The sequence below is a fragment of the Cellulomonas olei genome (assembly GCF_039548315.1).
Taxonomy (GTDB): Bacteria; Actinomycetota; Actinomycetes; order Actinomycetales; family Cellulomonadaceae; genus Cellulomonas.
This window is the reverse complement of the sequence record NZ_JBCLVN010000009.1, coordinates 12,116-32,278: the sequence shown is the minus strand read 5'-3', so window position 1 is coordinate 32,278 and position 20,163 is coordinate 12,116. Positions and strand designations below refer to the sequence as shown.

Genomic DNA, 20,163 nt, shown 5'->3' with positions numbered 1-20,163 from the left:
TCGCGCCCGAGGGTGCCCGGCCCCGTCAGCCCGTCAGTCCGGGGGCTCGACCGGGTCCGGGGCCGGGCTGCGGCCGAGCGCGCCGTCCTCGAGGTTCTCCTGGAGGTCCTGCGCGACGTCGTCGCCGCGGTCCACCCCGCCGAGGTCGAGGGCGTCCGGGCCGTCGACCGCGTCCGGGTCGTCGGCGGGGGAGTCGGGGATCCAGTCGTCGGTGCCGTCGGTCATGCCGCGACGCTAGGCCGGGTCGGAGGGCGGCGCGACCGGGGGCCGCAGCTCCGCCTCCGGGGCCCGGGTGCGGCCGGGCTGCTCGTCCTGGAGCAGCGCGGAGTCCACGAGCTCGTGCCGACGCACGTACGTCGAGGCGACCGCCTGCACGGTCGCGACCACCGGCAGCGACAGGAACGCCCCGAGCGGCCCGAAGACCGCCCCGAACGCGATCACCGACAGGAACGCCACGGCGGGGTTCAGCGCGAGCGAGCGCTGCGAGACCTTCGGCGTGAGGAACAGGTTCTCGACCTGCTGGTAGGCGATGATGAACGCCAGCACGGCGAGCGACCGCAGCGGGGACACCGACAGCGCCACGAGCACCGGCAGGGCGCCGCCGATGTACGTGCCGACCGTCGGGACGAACTGCGAGACGAGCCCGGTGAACGTCGCCAGGGGCAGCGCGTACGGGATGCCGAGCACGGCGAGGAACACCCAGGTCGCGGCGGTCGAGATGGCCGCGAGGGCGATCCGCGAGGTGATGAAGCCGGCGACCTTGTCCTGCGAGACCTCCCAGAGCCGCAGCACCTCGCGCTGCCGGTCGGGCGCCAGGTAGCGGCACACGGACGCGCGGAACCGGGGGCCGGCGCTGGCCATGTAGTACACGACCAGCAGCACGGCGGTGGCGGTGAACAGGCCGCCGGCGATGGACGTGCCGACGCCGATGACGCCCGGGGCGATGTCGTCCACGTAGTCGCCGGCGTTGGTGAGCAGCTCGTCGGTGCGCGGCAGCGTGACCTCGAACCGGTCGTCGAGGAACCCGCGCAGGTCGGCGTAGTAGCCGGGGATGGACTGGACGAGCGCGACGAGCTGGTTGACGAACAGGCCGCCGAGCAGCGCGAGCACGCCGATCCCGACCACCAGGGAGCCGAGCATCGTGATGCCGGTGGCGAGCGGGCGCTTCACGCCGCGCCGGCCGAGCCACAGGATCATCGGCTCCATCGCCAGGGCGAGGAACCAGGAGATCACCAGGATCGTGAAGACGTTGCCGAGCATCGACGCGGCGCGCCAGACGAGGATGCCGGCGAACACGGCCGCGACCGCCATGACCAGCGCGCGCGGCAGCCACCGCGGCGGCCGGCGGGGGTCCGACGGGACCGCCGTGGCCGCCGTGGCGGGGGGTGCCGCGGCGGAGTCCGTCGAGACCGGTGCGGGGTCCTCGTGGTCGGTCATGCGGGGCTCCGGTGGTCGGCCGAGTGGGGGCGCCGTCAGGGTACTCGCGGATGGCTCCGTGCAGGTCAGCGCCTCGCGTGAGTCGTGAGCGGGGCCGGCTCGCCGCGGCACGCAGGACCGTCTCGCCTATGCTGGGCGAGGACGCGACCGGATGGAGGGACCCGTGCCCGAGCATCCGCCACGGCCGCTGCCGCCGCGGGGGCAGGACGCCGACGCGAGCAGGCCTGCCGGTCCGCACGCCGGGCCCGAGGCGTCCCGGGACCTGTTCCTCGCGCGCCTGGAACGGCTGGCCGCCCGGCTGCTGTCCGCGCCGTCCGCCCGCGCCACGCTGCTCGACGAGGTCCCGGTGCCGTCCGACGGCACGGCCGCCACGGACAGCACGGCCGCCACGGACGGCTCGTCGCCCGCCGCGCCCGAGGCGCTGGCCGAGGTGGTCGCGCGGCTGGGCGGGCCGCTGGTGGTGGCCGACGCCCGCGACGACGTCCGGCTGCGCGGGCTCGCCGAGGTCGAGGCGGGCCGGTGGTGCGCGTACCTGGGCGTCCCCCTGGTGACGTCGGGGGGCCGCGTCGTCGGCGCGCTCGGTGTCCACGACTCCCGCGTCCGTTCGTGGACGTCCGACGAGGTCGCGGCGCTGGTGGACCTGGCCGCGTCGGCGGTCGCGGAGCTCGAGCTCTCGGCGCTGGCCGTCGACTACGAGGCGGACCGCGTGCGCTGGCACCTCGCCGTCACGGCGGGCGGGGTGGGGAGCTTCGACTGGGACCTGCGCACGGGCGCGCTCGTGTGGGACGACCAGCTCCACCTGCTGTTCGGCCTGGAGCCGGGCACGTTCGGCGGGACGATCGAGGCGTTCACCGCGTGCGTGCACCCGGACGACCGGCCGCGGGTGCACGCGGCGCTCCGGGAGGCGGTGGACGGCGTCGCCCGCTACACCGCCGAGTACCGGGTGGTGCACCCGGACGGGGCGGTCCGCTGGGTGAAGGCGCAGGGCCTGGCGCTCGCCGGACCGGACGGCGCGGCGGAGCGGGTGCTGGGCGCGGCGTACGACACGACGGCCGAGCGTGACGCGGACGCCCGGATCGCGCGCGTGCTCGAGACGATGTCCACGGCGTTCTTCCTGCTGGACGGCGCGTGGCGGTTCGCGTACGTGAACGCCGAGGCGGAGCGGCTCCTGGGCCGCGGTCGCGGCGAGCTGCTCGGCGAGGTGGTCTGGGACGTCTTCCCGTCCGCCCCGGGCTCGGCGTTCGAGGAGCACTACCGCGGCGCGGTCGCGGCGGGGGAGCCGCGGTCGTTCGAGGCGTACTACCCGCCCCCGCTCGACGCCTGGTACGAGGTGCGGGCGTTCCCCGGGCCGGACGGCCTGTCGGTGTACTTCCACGACGTCACCGGCCGGCGGCGCGCCGAGGAGCAGCGCCTGCTGGCCCGCACCGCGGCGGACACGGCGACCCACCGGCTCGCCGTCCTGGCCACCGTGAGCGACGACCTCAGCTCGACGCTCGACACGGACTACGCCGTCGGCCGGCTCGCGCGGCACCTCGTCCGCGAGTTCGGCTCCTGGTGCCTGGTGACGCTCTGGGACGAGGAGCACCGGCTGCGCGACATCGCGGGCTGGCACGCCGAGCCGCACCTGCGCCCCGCCGTCGCGCGCTACGCCCGGCTGCGGCTCGGAGCGCTCGCGCCCGGGTCCTACCTGCACCGGGCGCTGCGCAGCGGCGAGCTGGTGGTCGTGCCGGACGCGACGGAGCGGATCTCCGTGCTCCTGAGCGGCGAGGCGCGCGACGTGCTGCGCGGCCTGGCCCCGCGTGCCGCGTACGCGGTGCCGATGCGTGCCCGGGGGCGCACCGTCGGCGCCATCACCCTGTTCCTCGACGACGACCAGCCGGACCTCGCGGACGAGGACGTCGCACTCCTGGTGCAGGTGGCGGACCGCGCGGGGGTCGCGCTCGACAACGCGCAGCTCTACCAGGGCCAGCGGCGGATGGCCGAGACGCTGCAGCGCGCGCTGCTGACCGCGCCGGCGCAGCCGCCGGACCTCGACCTCGCGGTGCGCTACGTCCCCGCCGCGACCGCGGCGCAGGTCGGCGGCGACTGGTACGACGCGTTCGTCCAGCCGGACGGCGCGACGGTGCTGGTGATCGGCGACGTCATGGGCCACGACCGCCACGCGGCGGCGGCGATGAGCCAGGTCCGCACGCTGCTGCGCGGCATCGGGGCGACGAGCGGCGGCACGCCCGCGCAGATGCTCACCGCCCTCGACACGACGATGGAGCGGCTGCGGGTGGAGGCGATGGCGTCCGCCGTCGTCCTGCGCCTCGAGCAGGGCGCCGAGGACCGGGCGGCGGGACGGACCACGCTGCGCTGGACGAACGCGGGGCACCTGCCGCCGCTGCTCGTCGCCCCGGACGGCACCGTGCGCGAGCTGCGCACCGAGCCGGAGCTGGTGCTCGGGGTCACCGCGGGCGGCGGCCGCACCGACGCGCAGGTGCCCGTGCCGCGCGGCTCGACCGTCCTGCTGTTCACGGACGGCCTGGTGGAGCGGCGCGGCGAGCACCTGCAGGACGGCCTGGACCGCCTGGCGGAGCTGGTCGCACGGCTGGTGCCCGAGGCCCGCCGGCGGGCCGGGGAGCACGCCGTGCTCGACGCCGCGTGGCTGGCCGACGCGGTGCTCAGCCGCGGCACGGCCGGCGACGCCCCCGACGACGACATCGCCCTGCTGGTGGCCCACCTGGCCCTCCAGGACGGGACCGAGGAGGGCGCGGGACCAGGGCCGGACGTCGATGGCGGGTCGGGCGCGGACGTGTGACGCTGGGCGGACGGTGCGGCGCCCCGGTGGTCGGGGCGCGCCCGCCCACGCACGCGAGGGGGCCTGCGATGGAGCTGCCGACGTCCACGGCCGGCGGGTCGGCGACGACGTTCCCGCCCGGCCCGGGCCGGGTCCCCGAGCCGTGCCTGGACGCGCCGCCCGAGGCGCCGGCGGGCCCGCCGGCGTGGCTGCCGGACGGCGCGGGTCAGCGGGTGCCGGACCACGTCGTCGACCGGTTCCCCGACCGGTCCGCCGCCGTGCGGACCGTGGGCGTCGAGGAGGAGCTGCTGCTGGTGGACCCCCGCAGCGGCCGGGCGGTGCCGGTGGCGCCGGCGGTGCTCGCGCTCGCCGCCGACGCCGCCGGGGCGCCGCTGCTGACCTCCGAGCTGCAGCAGGAGCAGGTCGAGACCGCCACGCCCCCGCGCACGGCGCTCGGTGCCGTGGAGGACGACCTGCGGCTGCTGCGCGCGTGCGCCGGGCGCGCCGCCCGGGCGGCGGGGGTGCTGGCGGTGCCGCTCGCGACCGCCCCGCTGCCGGGCCGGCCCTCGCTGACGCACGACGCCCGGTACGAGGCGATCCGCGACCGGTTCGCGCTGACGTGCCTCCAGCAGCTGACGTGCGGCTGCCACGTGCACGTCGCGGTGCGGTCGGCGCGGGAGGGGGTCGCCGTGCTCGACCGCGTGCGGGTCTGGCTGCCCGTCGTGGCGGCGCTCGCGGCCAACTCGCCCTTCGCGGACGGCGAGGACACCGGGTACGCCGGCTACCGCACGCAGGTGTGGTGGCGGTGGCCCACGACCGGCCCGGCGGACCTGTACGGCTCGGTGGCGGCGTACCGCGAGCGGCTGCGCCGGTACCTGGACTCCGGCGTGCTGCTCGACGCCGGCATGCTCTACGCCGACGCCCGGCTGTCGCACCGGTACCCGACGGTCGAGGTGCGCGTGGCGGACGTGTGCCGGGACGTCGAGGACGCCGTGCTGGTCGCGGCGCTCGCGCGCGGCCTGGTCGACACCGCCGCCCGGGAGTGGCGCGCGGGCCTGCCGGCGCCGGCCGTCGACACGGGGCTGCTGCGGCTCGCGGCCTGGCGGGCGAGCCGGTCCGGGGTGTCGGGCGAGCTGCTGCACCCGCTCTCGGGGCTGCCGGTGCCGGCGGGGTCCGCCGTGGCGGCGCTGCTCGCGCACGTCGCGCCGGCCCTCGAGGCGACCGGCGACCGGGCCGTCGCCGAGCGGCGCGCGGAGCAGGTGCTCGCCCGGGGCACCGGGGCGACGTGGCAGCGGGAGGAGGCGGCCCGCGCCGGGCTCGCGGGGATGGTGCGGCGGGCGGCGGTGTGAGCGCGGGGCCACGCCGGGCGCCGCGACGCCCCGGCGTCCGCCCGCCGTCCGTGCACCCGCCCCGCCCCGGCCACCTCGCCGTCGTCCGGCGTTCACCGCCCGCGCCGAGACTGGCCGCAGGCGCGGACGACCGGAGGGGACGACCATGCAGGCGGTGCGGGACGCGGGTGCGCGGTACTCGTGGGTGCAGGTCGACGACCCCGTGTACGTCGTGGACCTGCACACCTCGGCGGGCCGGCCGGCGGAGCGCTGGCGGCTCGTGGGCGCGGGCGACGTGCTCGAGGTGCTCGAGTGGGTGGCGCGCCACCAGCAGGGCCGGGCGGCGGCCGTGAGCCTCGAGGTCGAGGACGCGGGCGGCACCGCTCTCGTCCAGCTCACCCCGGCGACCGGGCTGCGGCGCGTCTCGGGCTGGTGAGGCGGGGCGGCGCGCCGCCCGGCAGACTGGTGCGCGTCCCCTCACCCCGGAGGAGGTGCCCGTCGTGGCCCGTCCGCCCCTGCCCCCCGACGCCGTCGCCATGCTGCGGCGCCCGAACCCCGCCGTGATGGCGACGCTCCGGTCCGACGGCACGCCCGTGTCCGCCGCCACCTGGTACCTCTGGCGGGAGGACGGCCGGGTGCTGCTCAACCTGGACGGCTCCCGGGTGCGGCTGCGGCACCTGCGTCGCGACCCCCGCGTGACGCTCACCGTGCTCGACGGCGACGACTGGTACACGCACGTCACCCTGGTGGGGCGGGTCGTGGAGCTGACGGAGGACGTCGACCGCTCGGGCATCGACCGGCTGTCGCGGCACTACACCGGGCACCCGTACCCGGACCGCGAGAGCCCCCGGTGGGACGCGGTGGTGGAGGTCGAGCGCTGGCACGGCTGGGGCGCGCACCGCGCGTGACCGGCAGGTCGCGACCGGCAGCTCGCCCGCGCGGGGTCAGGTGCGGACCACGAGCACCGGGCAGGGGGCGTGCAGGACCAGCGCGTGGCTGGTGGCGCCCAGCGGGATCCGCGGGACGCCGTCCGTCCCGCGGCTGCCGACGACCAGCAGGCGCGCGCCGGCGGCGGCCGTGAGCAGCGCGATCGCGGGGTGGGACTGCACGAGCCGCCGGTCCACGGCGAGCCCCGGGAAGTCGTCGGCGAGGTCGTCGGCCGCACCGTCGACCAGCGCCCGGTCCCCGGCCTCGCCGGGCGGCTGCCAGGCGTGCAGCAGCTCCAGGCGGGCACCGACGCGGTCGGCCTCGCGGGCACCGGCGCGGACGGCGGCCTGGGCGTCGGCCGAGTGGTCGAGGCCGACGACGACGCGGTTCTCGGCGTGCCCCGTCAGCGGCGGGACCACGGCGACCGAGCAGGAGGCCCCGGCGGCGACCTGGTAGGACAGCGAGCCGGAGAACACGCGCTGCGCGGCGGTGGTGCGGCGGGTGCCCACGACCACCAGCTGCGCGGTGCGCGAGCGCTGCGTGAGCGCCCGGGCGGGTGTGTCGAGGTCCACCTCGGCCCGGACGGTCAGGCCCGGCTCGGCGCGGCGCACCCGGTCGGCCTCGCGGCGGAGCATCTCGTGCACCCCGCCGTCCACGGCCTGCGACCAGGCGGCCTCCTGCCCGGGTGCCGGCTTGCCGACGGCGTGCACCAGCAGCAGCTCCGTGCGGCGCGCCCACGCCGCCTCGGCGGCCCAGTGCACGGCACGCCTGCTGGAGAGCGTCCCCTCCACGCCGACGACGACCTCGTGACCCATCGCAGCGCCTCCTGCCCGCGTGCTCCCACGCTACGGCGGCCGTGCGCGCCCGGTCAGGGGCCGGTCGGCACGTCGCCCCGAGCCGATGGGCCCGGTGCCGGGACGTCGGACCCGCGGTCTCGTGACGTCCGCCCGTGCCGGTCGCCCACCCGTCCCTGCCACGGTGCGAGCACGGGGCCGCGGCCCCGTGCCGCACGGTGCGGCGCTCGCGGGAGGGAGAGGACCACGATGGACCGGTTGAGCGGGAAGGTCGCCGTCATCACGGGAGCGGCGAGCGGCATGGGGCTGGCCGCGGCGGAGCTGTTCGCCCGGGAGGGGGCGCGGGTGGTGGCCACCGACGTCGTCGCGGACGTGCTGGAGGCGCAGGTCGGCCGGCTCGCGGGCGACCTGACGGCGGTACCGCTCGACGTCGTGCGGGCGGATCAGTGGGCGCACGTCGTGGACACCGCCGTCCGCGCGTACGGCGGCGTGGACGTGCTGGTCAACAACGCGGGCGTGTTCCTCGCCAAGGGCGTGCTCGAGACCGAGCGCGAGGACTGGGACCGGATCCTGTCGGTCAACGCCATGGGCGTCTGGCTCGGCATGAAGGCGGTGATCCCGCAGATGCAGGCGCGCGGCGGCGGGTCCATCGTGAACTGCTCGTCGATCGCGGGGCTGATCGGAGGCGAGGCGGACGGGCACGGCGCGGCGTACAGCGCGTCGAAGGGCGCGGTGCGGTCGATGACGAAGCACGCGGCGCAGTGGTTCGCCGGCGACGGCATCCGGGTGAACTCGGTGCACCCGGGCGCGGTGTTCACCGGGATGGCCCGGGCGGCCGGGATCGAGTCGCTGGAGGCCATGGCGGCGTTCGACCAGGGCCGCACGCCGCTGCCGCCCCACGCCGGGGAGCCGATGGACATCGCGTACGGCTACCTGTACCTGGCCAGCGACGAGTCGAAGTTCGTGACCGGCGCGGAGCTGGTGATCGACGGCGGCTGGACCACGCACTGACGGCGCGCGACCGCGTCGGGCGTCAGGCGAGGGTGAGGAACAGCTTCTCGAGCTCGTCGGGCGTGAGGCCGTCCTCGGTGCGGACGGAGCCGGGCTCGACGAGGCACTCCTTCATGGCGGTGGCGATCACCGTGTAGCCGGCGCGGTCGAGCGCGCTGGAGACGGCGGCGAGCTGCGTGACGACGTCGCGGCACGACCCGCCGTTCTCGACGGCGTCGATGACGGCGTTGAGCTGTCCGCGCGCGCGGCGCAGGCGGTTGAGGATGCGGCGGGCGGCCTCGGGGTCGGTGGTGGCGGGCATGGGGTCCTCCCGGGTGGTGGGCGCCGGCGGGAGCGCCCGGGGGAGCGCCCCGCGAGCCGGCGCGGTGCTGCGCCACTATGCCCCCGGGGGTATCCGGCGGGCAAGCAGGCGGGTCAGCGGGGCGCACGGCCGGTGCCCGCCGTGCCGCTGCTGCCCGCGGGCCCGCCGGTGCTCGCGGCGCCGGCCTGCTCCCGGGCGTCGGCGAGCAGCCGGTCCGCGAGCTCGGCGAGCGCGCGGGCCGTGGCCAGCTCCTCGCCGACCTCCCGCACGTCGACGTCGTGCGGGTGCCGGTGCGCGCGTCCCGTCCCCGTGAGGCGCTTCGCGTCGCTCACCGTGAGCACGGCGTGCGCCGTCGTCGTGCCGTGGCCGCGCGACGGCACGTCGGGTGCCGCCGCCAGGTAGACCCGCACGTGCCACGCGAGCGAGACCGGGGGGAGCCGGGCGTCGCGCGACGCGCCGGTCGCCTGGTCCGCGGCCGGCGGCAGGAGCTCGACGGACACGAGCACGCTCGCGCCGCTGCGGTGGCACTCCAGGTCCCGCACGTGCGTGCCGACCTGCTCCCGCAGCGCGGTGAGCACCACGCCGCAGACCGGGCGGGACGCGTCGAGGGTGGTCACCAGGTGGCTGATGCGCTCCGCCCGCGCCCGCACCACCGCCGCGCAGACCAGGTCCCGGGCCGCGGCGTCGCCCCGCGGCGTCGGCGCGGACCGCACCGCGAGGTACGCCCGGCCGGGGTGCTCGTGCTCGAGGCGGACCAGGGCCCCGCGCGACTGCCAGGACACGGCGGCGAACGGGGTTCTCTCCACGGTGCCCTCCCGGTGTGTGCGCTGCACCGCCATGCCACCGGGCGTGCGCCGCCACCGGAAGGGCCGAACGGCCGGGCGGGGCGGGACGGACGGGCACCGGGGGCGGGCGGGGTCCGAAGTCCCGCGCGCGACGGCCCGTCGGCCCCTGCCCGGCGCGCACCCGGCCTCCGTAGCGTCGGCGGTGGACGCAGAGCCGGGCGAGAGGTGGAGGAGCGGTCCGATGAGCAACGAGGTCGTCGTCGGGGTGGAGGGCACCGTCTCCAGCGAGGGTGCCGTGAGCTGGGGCGCGGAGGCCGCAGCGGCCCGCGGCGCGGAGCTGCTGCTGGTGCACGCGCTCGGTGACGTCGAGTGGGACGACGCGCTCGCGGACGCCGCCCGCGACGTGCTCGACCGGGCCGCCGCGCACGCGCGCGAGGTCAGCCCGTCCGTGAAGATCCGCACGGAGGTGGAGGCCGACCGGCCCGCCCGCTGCCTCGTGCGGCGCTCGGGCTCCGCCCGGCTGCTCGTGGTCGGCACCCGCCGGCTGACGCCGGCGCAGCGGGTGTTCTCCGGGTCGCGGTCGTACGAGATCGCCGCGGCCGCGAGCTGCTCCGTCGCCGTCGTCCCGGCGGTGCCGGTGGAGGCGGACAACCGCGTGGTCGTCGGGGTCGACGGCTCGCCGGACAGCGTGGCCGCCGTGGCCGCCGGGGCGCAGGAGGCCGGGCGTCACGGCGCGGTGCTGCAGGTGGTGCACGCCTGGGAGGAGCCGGCGCTCCTGCTCGCGCAGGGGTACGTGCCGCCGGACATGACGGCGCGGCTGCGCGAGAGCGAGGCCGCGGTCCTGGCGCACGCCACGGCCGGGCTCGCGGACCGGTTCCCGGACCTGGAGGTCGAGCGCACGCTCGTGAAGGCGCAGCCCGCGACCGCGCTGCTCGCCGCGGGCTCGCACGCGCGGCTGGTCGTGGTCGGCAGCCGGGGCCTGCACGGCGTCTCGCGGCTGCTCGTCGGCTCGACGAGCCACGCCGTCATCCTGCACGCCCGGCGGCCGGTTCTCGTGGTGCGGGCCTGACCGGACCCGAGGCGTCAGGGGCCGGCGGGCGGTGCGGCGGGCGCACCGCCCCGGTCGACGCCGTCGCGGCGCGCGCCGTCGTGGCGTGCGCGCAGCCGCTTGTGCGTGGCGTCGGCGAGGGCGACCAGCGCCCCGGTGGCCACGGCGCCGGCCCAGCCGCGCGCGTCGGGCCACGTGCCGCCGAGCAGGGACGCCAGCGGGGGCAGGCCCACGAAGAGCGCGAGCGCGGCGGCCTCGCTCGCCAGCGCCCAGGGCAGCAGGGGGTTGCCGCGCAGCCCCGAGCGGGTGACCGGGCGGGTGCGGCTGCGGCACGCGACCGCGTTGACGAGCTGCCCGAGCACGATCGCGGCGAACGCCGCACCGGAGGCCGTCGCGAGCAGCGCCGGGCCGGGCGTCGCGCCCCAGGTCCAGCCGCCGGCGAGCAGGACGACCAGGAACGTCGTGAGCGAGCCGACCGCCTCCGCGAGCCCGAGCACGCCGAACGCGCGCCCCAGCAGGTGCCGGTCCACGAGGTGCTCGGCACGCACCGGCCCGTGCAGGGTGCGCGGGTGCGGGGGCTCGGCGCCCAGCGCGAGCGCCGGCAGCAGGTCCGTCCCGATGTCGAGCGCGAGCACCTGGAGCACGCCGATCGCGAGCGGCACCTGCCCGGCGGTCAGCGCCCAGAGCACGAACGGCGCCAGCTCCGCGACGTTGTCGGTGAGGTGGTAGGTGAGGAAGCGCCGGATGTTGTGGGTGGTGGCCCGGCCGAGCTCGACCGCGGCGACGATCGTGCCGAAGTGGTCGTCCAGCAGCACGAGGTCCGAGGCCTCGCGCGCGACGTCGCTCCCGCCGCGGCCCATCGCCACGCCGACGTCCGCCGCGCGCAGCGCGGGCGCGTCGTTGACGCCGTCGCCGGTCATGGCGACGACGTGGCCGCGGGACTGCAGCGCCACGGCGATGCGCAGCTTGTCCTCCGGGCTGACACGGGCGACGACGGCGCCGTCCGGGACGTCGAGGACGGCGGCCAGCGCGGCGGGGTCCCCGGGCAGGTCCGCACCGACCAGCACCGGGCCGTCGCCGCGCAGCAGGCCCACCTGCCGGGCGACGGCCCCGGCGGTCGCCGGGTGGTCGCCGGTGACCATCGCGAGCCGGATCCCGGCCTCGTGGCACGCCGCGACCGCGCCGGCCACGTCGTCCAGCGGCGGGTCCTCGAGCGCCAGGAGGCCGGTCAGCACCAGGTCGTGCTCGGGGTCGGCCTCGGCGGCCAGGCCGGGGGCCGCGCGCCGCGCGACCGCGACGACCCGCAGCCCGGACGCGGCGAGCTCGTCGGCGCGCGCGGCCGCCCGGGCGGCGTCCGCGCCGGGCAGGCAGACCGCGAGCACCGACTCCGGCGCCCCGAGGACGTGCAGCACGTCCGGCGGGGCACCGGCCCCCGCGCCGCCGGGCGGGGACGCGGGACCGCCCGGCGACCCGGCGCCCGGCACCAGCACCGCCGACCGCCGGCGCGCGGCCGTGTACGGGTAGCGGCGCAGCGGGACCGGCCGCGGCGCCGCCGTCAGCCGGCGGTCCACCACGTCGAGCGCGGCCTCCATCGGGTCGCCGTCCGCCGTCCACCCGCCCGGCCCGGGCACCGCCCGCCCCTGCACGCACAGCGCCGCCGACCGCGCCGCCCGCCGCACCGCGTCGTCCGCGGTGCCGTCCCCGGCCGGGCCGGGCGACGCGGGCAGCGGGACGGTGGGGTCGTAGTCGGACCCGGGGAGCGCCGCCTCGCCGTGCGGCGTCCACACGCGCGCCACCGTCATGTGGTTGCGCGTCAGGGTCCCGGTCTTGTCGGTGCAGACGAACGTCGTCGCGCCGAGCGTCTCCACCGCGTCGAGGCGGCGGACCAGCGCCTGCCGCCCGGCCATCAGCTGGGCCGAGCGGGCGAGCGACAGCGTCACCGTCGGCAGCAGGCCCTCGGGGACGAGCGCCACCATGACGCCGAGCCCGAACACCAGCGCGTCGACGGTGCTGAGCCCCAGCAGCAGCGCGCCGCCGGCCAGCACCACGCCGACCGCGAACGCGGTGTACGACACGAGGCGCACCACGCGGTCGAGCTCGCGGGCCAGCGGGGTGCGGGTCGTGCCGGTCCCACGGGTCAGCGCCGAGATCCCGGCGAGCCGCGTCGCGCCGCCGGTGCGCTCCGCGCGGGCCTCCGCCTCGCCCTCGACCACGAACGTGCCGCACAGCAGCTCGTCCCCGGGTCCGGGGCGCGCGGCGACGCTCTCCCCGGTGAGCAGCGACTCGTCCACCGACAGCGCGTGCGCCTCCAGCACGCGCAGGTCGGCGCAGACCCGGTCGCCGGCGGCCAGCAGCACGACGTCGCCGACGACGACCTGCGCGGTGTCGACCGTGCGCACCTCGCCGTCGCGCCGCACGCGCGCCCGGGAGGGCACGAGCACGGCGAGCCGCTCGGCGGCGCGGTCGGCCCGGTGCTCCTGCCAGAACGCGAAGCAGCCGTTGACCACGACCACCACGCCCACCGCCACGGCCAGGGGCGCCATGCCCGCGAGCAGCGCCAGCACGGCGGCCACCCAGAGCATGACGGCGAACCGGTGGGTCATCTGCGCGAGCAGCTGGCGCACCGGGTGCGGGCGGGCCGGGGGCGGCAGCGCGTTGGGGCCGTCGCGGCGCAGCACCGCCGCCGCCTCCGCGGAGCTCAGCCCGCGGGCCGCCACCGGCGGGGCGACCACCCCGCCGCGCTCCGGGGTCATCGGGCCGCGGGCAGCGTCCCGGCCAGCAGGCGCCCCCACTCCTGGGCGGCCGCCAGCTCGCCCTCCGCCAGGCCGTCCGCCATGCCGAGCACCTCGAACGACCGGGCCTCCACGACGGGGACCGCGCCGCGGTGCCGCAGCGCGCGCTCGGCGGACCGGGCGGCCGAGCCCGGCAGGTTCGGCCGGCGCAGCTTGGTGTCGAACGTCGCGACGAGGAGCGTGTGCGCGGGCATGCGGACGACGTCGAGCCACTCCCGGATGCCGGCGTGCGGGGACACGAGCGCCTCGGCCCCCGTCCGCGCCTCCCGGGCCGCGGACGTCCGGGTCGACTCGCGGCTCATGCCGAAGGCGTGGGTCGGGCCGCCGACCACCAGCAGGGTGACCTCCTCGGGGACCGCGGTGCCGCCGGGCTCCGCGAGCAGGGCCCCGACCTCCACCACCCGCACGGGGACGGTCTCGCGCAGCCCGTCGGCGACGGCGTGCGCGACGTCGCGCGTGCTGCCGAACATCGACTCGTACACCACCAGCGCGGACACCGCGTCACGCCCCCGGGCGGCGGGGCGCCCCGAGCGGGCGGGCGGGGACGGACGCCCCGCGGGGTGCCGCGACGCCCGCGACGCCCCCGCCGGCCGTGCCCCCGCCGGCGCGGTCGGACCCCGCGACGTCGGGCAGGTGCGCGCGGGCCCACGCGACGGCCTCCGCGCGGCACGTGACGCCGAGCTTGCGGTGGATGCTGAGCACCTGCGACTTCACGGTGTTGCGCGACACGTACAGCCGCCCGGCCACCTCGTCGAGCGTCTGCGCGCTGAGGAGCTCCCGCAGCACGACGCGCTCGCGCTCGCTCAGCGCCGGCACCCCCGGCGCGATCCCGGCACCCGGTGCCGGCGACAGGTCCTGGCTCACGACGCCCTCCTCCTGCTCCGCGGCTCACCGAGCCAGGCGCACCTCGCGGTGCTCGATCTCCGAGATGTCGGCGGACGAGGCCGCCAGCAGCCGGTCCGCGAGCTCCCGCAGCGCCCGGGCCGCGGCGAGCTCGTCGCCGATCTCCGGCACGTCGGTCTCGCCCGGACGGCGACGCGCCCGGCCGGTCCCGCTCATGCGGGTGCCCGCGGAGGTGCTGAGGATCGCGTGGGCGGTGGTCGTGGTGTGGTCCGCGGCGGGGACGTCGGAGGCCTCGAACAGGTCGATCCGCACGTCCCAGGTGTGCGTCATGGTGGTCGTCGTCCCTCCGGGTCGGTGCGGCACCGGGTGGTGCGCCGCGGCTGCTGGTGTGCTGCCTCAGCGTGGCGGGAGGACGTGCGCGCACGTCAGAGCCGGACGGTCCGGGCGGCGGGCACCGAAGGTCCCGATCCGGGCTCGTCCGGGCACCGCCGGTCGCCGGTCCCGGCCCGGACGGGTCGCTCGGCCGGGCGCTGAGGGCGTTCGGCCCTGGGGCGGGCGGGCGGCCCGCGGCAGCGTGGTGCCACCTGGCAGAGCACGCACCCGGAGGGGGACGTCATGAGCACCGCGCACCAGCCCTCGCACCGGACCGTCCACCCGACGGTCCTCGTGGAGACCGACCTGGTCTCGACCGCCTCGGCGCGCCGGTGGCTCGCCGTGACGCGGCTCGCGATCGGGTTCGTCTTCCTGTGGGCGTTCCTGGACAAGCTGTTCGGCCTCACCTACTCGACGGGGGCCGTCGTCGACGGGCAGCAGCTCGGGACGGCCTGGGTCGACGGCGGGTCGCCGACAGCGGGGTACCTGGCGTCGGTGACCGGCCCGGCCGAGGGGTTCTTCGACTGGCTCGACCCGACCGTCGCCGACTGGCTGTTCATGCTCGCGCTCGCGGGCATCGGCATCGCGGTCGTCACCGGGGCGGGGCTGTACGTGGCCGCCGGCGCCGGCACGCTCCTCATGGCCCTGATGTGGCTCGCGGAGTGGCCGCCGACGCAGGGGTCGACCAACCCGGCCGTCGACTCGCACGTGATCTTCGCGCTCGTGCTCATCGTCTGCGCGGTCCTGCGCTCGGGCGACACCTGGGGCGTCGGGCGCTGGTGGGCGCAGACGCCGGCGGTCCGCCGCTGGCCCGTCCTGCGCTGACCCCGGTCGGGTCGTGCGCCGCTCACCGGGGCGCGGCGCACGACCTCGCTCCCGTCCCCGGCGAGGTCACGATGAGAGCCGCAGTGGGGGACCGGATCGTCGTCCCCGGACCGCAGGTGGACGCCCCGGACCGCGACGGCGAGATCGTCGCCGTCCCGCACCCCGACGGGTCGCCGCCGTACTCCGTGCGCTGGTCGGACACCGGCCACGTGGGCCTGTTCTTCCCCGGTCCGGGCGTGACCGTGCACCACGGCGACGAACCGCCGCGTCACCGCACCTGACCCGGGCCGCGCCCCGCGCCGCCCGGCCGCCCGACCCCGAAGGGACCGACCATGAAGCACCTGCTGATCCTGGGAGGCGGCACCGCCGGGACGATGGTCGCCAACCGGCTGCTGCACCGGCTGCGGGTGGAGCGCGACTTCTGGCGCCTGACCGTGGTGGACCGCGACGACCGGCACCTCTACCAGCCGGGCCTGCTCACCGTGCCGTTCGGGGCGGCGACGCCCGACCAGCTCGTCCGGTCCCGGCGCCGGTACCTGGAGCCGGGCGTCGAGCTGGTGCTCGGCGAGGTCGAGGGCGTCGACCCGGCCCGCGGCCGGGTGCACCTGGAGGACGGCCGCGTCCTGCCGTACGACTACCTGGTCGTCGCGAGCGGGACGTCGCCCCGGCCCGACCAGACCCCGGGCATGGCCGGGGACCAGTGGCGGCGGCGGGTGCACGAGTTCTACACGCCCGACGGCGCCGTCGCGCTGCACCGCCGGCTCGAGCGGTGGCTCGGCGGGCGGGTCGTCGTGCACGTCACGGAGATGCCCATCAAGTGCCCGGTCGCGCCCCTGGAGTTCACCTTCCTGCTCGACGACGCGCTGCGCCGCCGAGGCCTGCGGGCCGGCACGGAGCTGACGTACGTCACGCCGCTGGACGGCGCGTTCACCCAGCCGGTCGCCCGCGAGCGGCTCGGCGGCATGCTCGACGCGCGCGGCGTCCGGGTGCGGACGGACTTCGTCGTCGACCGGGTCGACGACGGGCGCCTCGTGTCCGTCGACGACCGGGAGGCCCCGTTCGACCTGCTCGTCACGGTGCCCGTCAACCTCGGGGCCGACTTCGTGGCGCGCTCCGGGATGGGGGACGTGCTCCAGGACGTGCCGGTCGACCCCGGCACGCTGATGTCGCGGGCCCACCCGGGGGTGTTCGCGGTCGGGGACGCCACGGACGTGCCGACCTCCAAGGCCGGCTCGGTGGCGCACTTCGAGGCCGACGTGTTCGCCGACAACCTCGTGTCCTACGACCGCGGGCGGCCCATGACCCGGCTGTACGACGGCCACGCGAACTGCTTCGTCGAGTCGGGCCGGGGCCGCGCCCTGCTGCTCGACTTCGGCTACGACGCCGAGCCGCTGCCCGGCCGGTACCCGCTGCCGGTGGTCGGGCCGCTCAGCCTGCTCGCCGAGACGCGGGCGAACCACTGGGCGAAGGCCGCGACGCAGCGCCTGTACTGGAACGTGCTGCTGCACGGCCGCCCGGTCCCGATCCCCAGCCGCGCCCCGCGGCGCGAACCCGCCGCGACCCGTGCCGCGGCCTGACCAGGAGGACGCCATGCCCGTGGTGCAGATCCGCGAGCGCGCGGTGCACGTCGACGACGAGGGGTTCCTCAGCCGCCCCGAGGAGTGGGACGAGGACCTCGCGAAGGCGCTCGCCGAGCAGATCGGGATCACCCTGACCGACCGGCACTGGGAGGTGCTGCGCTTCCTGCGCGCCGACTACGCGGAGCGGGGCCAGACCCCCACGACGCGCCGGGTCGACGTGGTCGGCGGCGTCCCGGTCAAGGAGCAGTTCGCGCTCTTCCCCCGCAAGCCCGGCCGCAAGATGGCCTACGTCGCGGGACTGCCCAAGCCGCACGGCTGCGTCTGAGGAGGACCCGTGACCGACACGACGGCCGCACCCCGGCCCGCGATCGTCCCCGACTTCGGCGACGACGCCGGCGACGACCGGACGATCGCCATCATCTGCTCCAAGGGCAACCTCGACATGGCGTACCCGGGGCTGATCATCGCCAACGCCGCCCTCGGCGAGGGCGTGGAGACGCACCTGTTCTTCACGTTCTGGGGCTTCGACATGGTGGTGCGCTCGCGGATGCACGACCTGCGGTTCTCGCCCGTCGCCAACACCGCGATGCACCTGCCGCTGCGGGACCTGCGGCTGCCCCAGGCGGTGGCCCCGGCACCCGGGGTCTCGGCGGTGACGACCCGCATGATGCGCCGCCAGCTGCGCGACCTCGGGATCCCGGACGTCCCGGAGCTGCTCGACCAGATCGTCGCGGCCGGCGGGCACCTGTGGGGCTGCCGGATGTCGGCGGACATGTTCGCGCTCGACGAGTCGGACCTGCGCGAGGACCTGGAGGGGATCATCAGCGCGGCGGAGTTCGTCGAGAAGACGGCGGGCGCGCAGCTGCTGTTCGTCTGACGGGCCGTGCCGGTCAGTCGCGCAGCAGCCGCGCGGCGAGCACGGCCGCCTGGGTGCGCCGCTCGACGCCGAGCTTCGCGAGCACGTGCGAGACGTAGTTCTTCACGGTCTTCTCCGCGAGGTACATGCGCTCGCCGATCTGGCGGTTCGTCAGGCCCTCGGCGATGTACGCCAGGATGTGCCGCTCCTGCTCGGTGAGGTCGTGCAGCTCGTCGGGCTCCGGGGGGCCGGCCCGCAGCCGCGCGAGCACGCGCCCCGTGACCGCCGGGTCGAGCATCGAGTGCCCGGCCGCGACGTGCCGGATCGCGGCGAGCAGCTCGCCGCCGCCGATCTCCTTGAGCACGTAGCCCGCGGCGCCGGCGAGGATCGCGGCGAACAGGGCCTCGTCGTCGTCGTACGACGTGAGGATCAGCGCGGCGACCGACGGGTCCTGGGACCGCACCTGGCGGCACACCTCGATGCCGCTGCCATCCGGGAGCCGCGCGTCCAGCACGGCCACGTCGGGCCGCAGCGCGGGGATGCGCCGCGTCGCCTCGGCCGCCGACCCGCTCTCGCCGACGACCTCGATGTCCGGCTCCTGGCCGAGCAGGTCGCGCAGGCCGCGCCGCACCACCTCGTGGTCGTCGAGGACGAACACGCGGATCTGTGCAGCGGCGCCGCTCTGGGCCATGCTGGTGTTGTACCGCACACCGGCACCCCGGGGCACCCCCCCGGGCGAGCGAGCAGGTGGGGGCAGGCATGTCGACGGTCGGCGGACGGACGGCGTCGGCGAGGGCCGACGGACTCGCCGTGGCACGGCGGCACGCCCGCGCGCTCATCGACACGATGGTCGCGGTGCAGGACGACGGCGACCTGCGCGACGTGCTCGGCCGGCTCGCGCAGGCCGCGTGCGTGCTGACCGACGCCCGCTACGGCGCGCTCGCCGTGGTGGGCCCCGACCTGAGCATCGGCACCTCGGTCACGGCCGGCGTGCCCGAGGTCCCCGGGCAGCGCGCGTGGGAGCCGCCGGGCGGGCGGGGCGTGCTGCGCGCGCTCGTCGACGACGCCCGGCCGCTGCGGGTGCACGACCTCGCGGCGCACCCGGCCGCCGCGGCGGACCCGCCCCGGCACCCCGGGCTGCACACGTTCCTCGGGGTGCCCGTCCTCGTGCGCTCGCGGGTCTTCGGCGTGCTCTACCTGGCCCACAAGCGGGGCGGCGCGGACTTCACCGCGGACGACGAGGAGCTCATGGTCTCCCTCGCCGCGGCCGCCGGGGTCGCGATCGACAACGCCCGGCAGTACCACGCGGGCCGGCACCGGCAGCAGTGGCTCGAGGCGTCGGTCGAGATCGAGCAGCAGCTGCTCGCCGGCCTGCCCCGCTCCGCGGCGCTGACGCTGGTCTGCGACCGGGCCCGCGAGCTCGCGCGGGCGGACCTGGTGTGCGTGCTGCTGCCCGACGGGGACGACCTGGTCGTGCACGCCGCGAGCGGGCGCGCCGCCGGCGGGGTGCGGGGGGCGCGCGTGCCCGTCGGGCGGTCGCTCAGCGGGGCGGTGCTGCGCGCCGGGGCGCCGGAGGGGGTCGTGGAGTTCCGCACCGACCCGCGCGCCGCCACGCTGCGGGGCGCGCCGGTGCTCGGACCGGCGCGGATCGTGCCGATGTCCGCGCGCGGGCACGCGCTGGGCGTGCTGCTCGTCGCCCGCCGGCCGGGCGCGTCGCCGCTCGGGGAGCACGACAGCGCGATGGTGGACGCCTTCGCCCGGCAGGCGGCGATGGCCCTGGAGCTCGCGACGTCCCAGGTGCAGCGCGGCACGCTGGCGGTCTACCGGGACCGCGAGCGGATCGCCCGGGACCTGCACGACCTCGTCATCCAGCGCATCTTCGGCACGGGCCTCACCGTCCAGAGCATGCGCCCCCGGTTGCCGCAGGAGCTGCGTCCCGCGGCGGACGAGGTGGTCGGCCAGCTCGACGAGGCCATCCGCGACCTGCGGTCGGCGATCTTCGCCCTGCAGCGCCCGGGGATGGCGGAGGGGCTGCGGGGGCGGGTGACGGAGACGGTCGGCGCGGTGGTCCCGGCGCTCGGCTGCGAGCCGCGCATCCGCATGGAGGGGCCGCTGGACACCGTGGTGCCGGAGCCGGTCGCCGGGCACCTGACGTCCGTGCTCACGGAGGCGCTGACGAACGTCGCGCGGCACGCCCAGGCGCACACCGTGCAGGTGCTGGTCTCCGCCCGGCCGGACGCCCTCACCCTGCAGGTGGACGACGACGGCGCGGGGCTGTCCGAGGGCGCCGTCGTCCCCGGGAACGGCCTGCGCAACATGCGCTCGCGGGCCGCGGAGCTGGGCGGCGGCCTCAGCATCCGGGAGCGCCCGGAGGGCGGGACGCGGCTGGTGTGGAGCGTGCCGCTGGGGCCGGTCCGCCCGCCCGGGGCGGGGCCCTGAGCGCGCGGGACGGTCGGCGACCGCGGAGGGGACGACCGGCACCTGC

Annotated in this window: 22 protein-coding genes; 12 read left to right on the top strand and 10 right to left on the bottom strand. The window is 77.5% G+C overall.

Annotated features, from left to right (window positions below):
* Positions 1-33: 33 nt before the first annotated feature.
* Together AAHH18_RS04800 and AAHH18_RS04795 are read right to left on the bottom strand one after the other, a co-directional pair.
* A complete protein-coding gene (locus AAHH18_RS04800; RefSeq protein ID WP_343300776.1) occupies positions 34-225 on the bottom strand; it encodes a hypothetical protein in 192 nt (63 codons plus the stop codon).
* 9 nt (positions 226-234) lie between these two features.
* Positions 235-1,437, bottom strand: coding sequence for an AI-2E family transporter (locus AAHH18_RS04795; RefSeq protein WP_343300775.1), 1,203 nt, complete (start codon positions 1,435-1,437; stop codon positions 235-237).
* Between the two features lie 163 nt (positions 1,438-1,600).
* Between AAHH18_RS04795 and AAHH18_RS04790 the strand changes: the two genes are divergently transcribed.
* The 4 genes from AAHH18_RS04790 (at position 1,601) to AAHH18_RS04775 (ending at position 6,452) form a co-directional block, all read left to right on the top strand.
* Complete coding sequence (locus AAHH18_RS04790; protein ID WP_343300774.1) at positions 1,601-4,237, top strand: SpoIIE family protein phosphatase; 2,637 nt, start codon at positions 1,601-1,603, stop codon at positions 4,235-4,237.
* Positions 4,238-4,305: 68 nt separating this feature from the next.
* Positions 4,306-5,565, top strand: a complete 1,260-nt coding sequence (locus AAHH18_RS04785) for a carboxylate-amine ligase (RefSeq protein WP_343300773.1) — start codon at positions 4,306-4,308, stop codon at positions 5,563-5,565.
* A 145-nt stretch (positions 5,566-5,710) separates the two neighbouring features.
* Positions 5,711-5,980, top strand: coding sequence for a hypothetical protein (locus AAHH18_RS04780; RefSeq protein ID WP_283320666.1), 270 nt, complete (start codon positions 5,711-5,713; stop codon positions 5,978-5,980).
* Positions 5,981-6,044: 64 nt separating this feature from the next.
* Positions 6,045-6,452 carry a TIGR03618 family F420-dependent PPOX class oxidoreductase gene (locus AAHH18_RS04775; protein WP_283320665.1) on the top strand — a complete coding sequence of 136 codons (408 nt, stop codon included), beginning with the start codon at positions 6,045-6,047 and terminating at the stop codon, positions 6,450-6,452.
* A 36-nt stretch (positions 6,453-6,488) separates the two neighbouring features.
* Here AAHH18_RS04775 and AAHH18_RS04770 read toward each other — a convergent pair whose 3' ends face one another.
* Positions 6,489-7,286, bottom strand: a complete 798-nt coding sequence (locus AAHH18_RS04770) for a universal stress protein (protein WP_343300772.1) — start codon at positions 7,284-7,286, stop codon at positions 6,489-6,491.
* 228 nt (positions 7,287-7,514) lie between these two features.
* Here AAHH18_RS04770 and AAHH18_RS04765 point away from each other — a divergent pair, with 228 nt between their 5' ends.
* Positions 7,515-8,276, top strand: coding sequence for a glucose 1-dehydrogenase (locus AAHH18_RS04765; RefSeq protein WP_343300771.1), 762 nt, complete (start codon positions 7,515-7,517; stop codon positions 8,274-8,276).
* Positions 8,277-8,298: 22 nt separating this feature from the next.
* Here the strand turns inward: AAHH18_RS04765 and AAHH18_RS04760 are convergent, their stop codons facing one another.
* The gene (locus AAHH18_RS04760) at positions 8,299-8,577 is read right to left on the bottom strand and encodes a metal-sensitive transcriptional regulator (RefSeq protein WP_283320662.1); all 279 of its coding nucleotides are present in this window, start codon (positions 8,575-8,577) and stop codon (positions 8,299-8,301) included.
* Positions 8,578-8,690: 113 nt separating this feature from the next.
* Positions 8,691-9,383 carry a dsRBD fold-containing protein gene (locus AAHH18_RS04755; protein WP_343300770.1) on the bottom strand — a complete coding sequence of 231 codons (693 nt, stop codon included), beginning with the start codon at positions 9,381-9,383 and terminating at the stop codon, positions 8,691-8,693.
* Positions 9,384-9,603: 220 nt separating this feature from the next.
* On the opposite strand from AAHH18_RS04755, the gene AAHH18_RS04750 reads away from it, so the two are divergent.
* Positions 9,604-10,431 (top strand): universal stress protein, encoded by an 828-nt coding sequence (locus AAHH18_RS04750; protein WP_343300769.1) that lies wholly within the window; start codon positions 9,604-9,606, stop codon positions 10,429-10,431.
* A gap of 14 nt (positions 10,432-10,445) precedes the next feature.
* Here the strand turns inward: AAHH18_RS04750 and AAHH18_RS04745 are convergent, their stop codons facing one another.
* The 4 genes from AAHH18_RS04745 to AAHH18_RS04730 are packed head-to-tail and all read right to left on the bottom strand — an operon-like array spanning position 10,446 to position 14,375.
* Positions 10,446-13,163 carry a cation-translocating P-type ATPase gene (locus AAHH18_RS04745; protein WP_343300768.1) on the bottom strand — a complete coding sequence of 906 codons (2,718 nt, stop codon included), beginning with the start codon at positions 13,161-13,163 and terminating at the stop codon, positions 10,446-10,448.
* On the bottom strand, positions 13,160-13,699 hold the full coding sequence (locus AAHH18_RS04740; protein WP_343300767.1) for a flavodoxin family protein: 540 nt from the start codon (positions 13,697-13,699) through the stop codon (positions 13,160-13,162). The genes AAHH18_RS04745 and AAHH18_RS04740 overlap by 4 nt, the downstream gene beginning before the upstream one ends.
* Before the next feature lie 4 nt (positions 13,700-13,703).
* Positions 13,704-14,066, bottom strand: coding sequence for a helix-turn-helix transcriptional regulator (locus AAHH18_RS04735; RefSeq protein ID WP_343300766.1), 363 nt, complete (start codon positions 14,064-14,066; stop codon positions 13,704-13,706).
* 24 nt (positions 14,067-14,090) lie between these two features.
* Positions 14,091-14,375, bottom strand: coding sequence for a dsRBD fold-containing protein (locus AAHH18_RS04730; protein ID WP_283320657.1), 285 nt, complete (start codon positions 14,373-14,375; stop codon positions 14,091-14,093).
* Between the two features lie 285 nt (positions 14,376-14,660).
* Here AAHH18_RS04730 and AAHH18_RS04725 point away from each other — a divergent pair, with 285 nt between their 5' ends.
* From AAHH18_RS04725 to AAHH18_RS04705, 5 genes are all read left to right on the top strand, one after another.
* Entirely contained in the window at positions 14,661-15,242 is a 582-nt protein-coding gene (locus AAHH18_RS04725; RefSeq protein ID WP_343300765.1) for a DoxX family protein, read from the top strand.
* A 71-nt stretch (positions 15,243-15,313) separates the two neighbouring features.
* A complete protein-coding gene (locus AAHH18_RS04720) occupies positions 15,314-15,523 on the top strand; it encodes a DUF1918 domain-containing protein (RefSeq protein WP_222172173.1) in 210 nt (69 codons plus the stop codon).
* A 51-nt stretch (positions 15,524-15,574) separates the two neighbouring features.
* Positions 15,575-16,819 (top strand): type III sulfide quinone reductase, selenoprotein subtype, encoded by a 1,245-nt coding sequence (gene sqr / locus AAHH18_RS04715; RefSeq protein ID WP_343300764.1) that lies wholly within the window; start codon positions 15,575-15,577, stop codon positions 16,817-16,819.
* A 13-nt stretch (positions 16,820-16,832) separates the two neighbouring features.
* Entirely contained in the window at positions 16,833-17,147 is a 315-nt protein-coding gene (locus tag AAHH18_RS04710) for a TusE/DsrC/DsvC family sulfur relay protein (protein ID WP_283320654.1), read from the top strand.
* Positions 17,148-17,156: 9 nt separating this feature from the next.
* Positions 17,157-17,699 (top strand): DsrE/DsrF/DrsH-like family protein, encoded by a 543-nt coding sequence (locus tag AAHH18_RS04705; protein ID WP_283320653.1) that lies wholly within the window; start codon positions 17,157-17,159, stop codon positions 17,697-17,699.
* A 13-nt stretch (positions 17,700-17,712) separates the two neighbouring features.
* Here the strand turns inward: AAHH18_RS04705 and AAHH18_RS04700 are convergent, their stop codons facing one another.
* The gene (locus tag AAHH18_RS04700; protein ID WP_283320652.1) at positions 17,713-18,369 is read right to left on the bottom strand and encodes a response regulator; all 657 of its coding nucleotides are present in this window, start codon (positions 18,367-18,369) and stop codon (positions 17,713-17,715) included.
* A 119-nt stretch (positions 18,370-18,488) separates the two neighbouring features.
* Between AAHH18_RS04700 and AAHH18_RS04695 the strand changes: the two genes are divergently transcribed.
* Positions 18,489-20,117, top strand: a complete 1,629-nt coding sequence (locus tag AAHH18_RS04695) for a sensor histidine kinase (protein ID WP_343300763.1) — start codon at positions 18,489-18,491, stop codon at positions 20,115-20,117.
* Positions 20,118-20,163 lie beyond the last annotated feature (46 nt).

Excerpts from the sequence above, each read along its gene's own strand:
- AAHH18_RS04800 (WP_343300776.1), bottom strand. The coding sequence starts at position 225 with ATGACCGACGGCACCGACGACTGGATCCCCGACTCCCCCGCCGACGAC.
- AAHH18_RS04795 (WP_343300775.1), bottom strand. The coding sequence starts at position 1,437 with ATGACCGACCACGAGGACCCCGCACCGGTCTCGACGGACTCCGCCGCG.
- AAHH18_RS04785 (WP_343300773.1), top strand. The coding sequence starts at position 4,306 with ATGGAGCTGCCGACGTCCACGGCCGGCGGGTCGGCGACGACGTTCCCG.
- AAHH18_RS04780 (WP_283320666.1), top strand. The coding sequence starts at position 5,711 with ATGCAGGCGGTGCGGGACGCGGGTGCGCGGTACTCGTGGGTGCAGGTC.
- AAHH18_RS04770 (WP_343300772.1), bottom strand. The coding sequence starts at position 7,286 with ATGGGTCACGAGGTCGTCGTCGGCGTGGAGGGGACGCTCTCCAGCAGG.
- AAHH18_RS04765 (WP_343300771.1), top strand. The coding sequence starts at position 7,515 with ATGGACCGGTTGAGCGGGAAGGTCGCCGTCATCACGGGAGCGGCGAGC.
- AAHH18_RS04760 (WP_283320662.1), bottom strand. The coding sequence starts at position 8,577 with ATGCCCGCCACCACCGACCCCGAGGCCGCCCGCCGCATCCTCAACCGC.
- AAHH18_RS04750 (WP_343300769.1), top strand. The coding sequence starts at position 9,604 with ATGAGCAACGAGGTCGTCGTCGGGGTGGAGGGCACCGTCTCCAGCGAG.
- AAHH18_RS04745 (WP_343300768.1), bottom strand. The coding sequence starts at position 13,163 with ATGACCCCGGAGCGCGGCGGGGTGGTCGCCCCGCCGGTGGCGGCCCGC.
- AAHH18_RS04730 (WP_283320657.1), bottom strand. The coding sequence starts at position 14,375 with ATGACGCACACCTGGGACGTGCGGATCGACCTGTTCGAGGCCTCCGAC.
- AAHH18_RS04725 (WP_343300765.1), top strand. The coding sequence starts at position 14,661 with ATGAGCACCGCGCACCAGCCCTCGCACCGGACCGTCCACCCGACGGTC.
- AAHH18_RS04720 (WP_222172173.1), top strand. The coding sequence starts at position 15,314 with ATGAGAGCCGCAGTGGGGGACCGGATCGTCGTCCCCGGACCGCAGGTG.
- sqr (WP_343300764.1), top strand. The coding sequence starts at position 15,575 with ATGAAGCACCTGCTGATCCTGGGAGGCGGCACCGCCGGGACGATGGTC.
- AAHH18_RS04710 (WP_283320654.1), top strand. The coding sequence starts at position 16,833 with ATGCCCGTGGTGCAGATCCGCGAGCGCGCGGTGCACGTCGACGACGAG.
- AAHH18_RS04700 (WP_283320652.1), bottom strand. The coding sequence starts at position 18,369 with ATGGCCCAGAGCGGCGCCGCTGCACAGATCCGCGTGTTCGTCCTCGAC.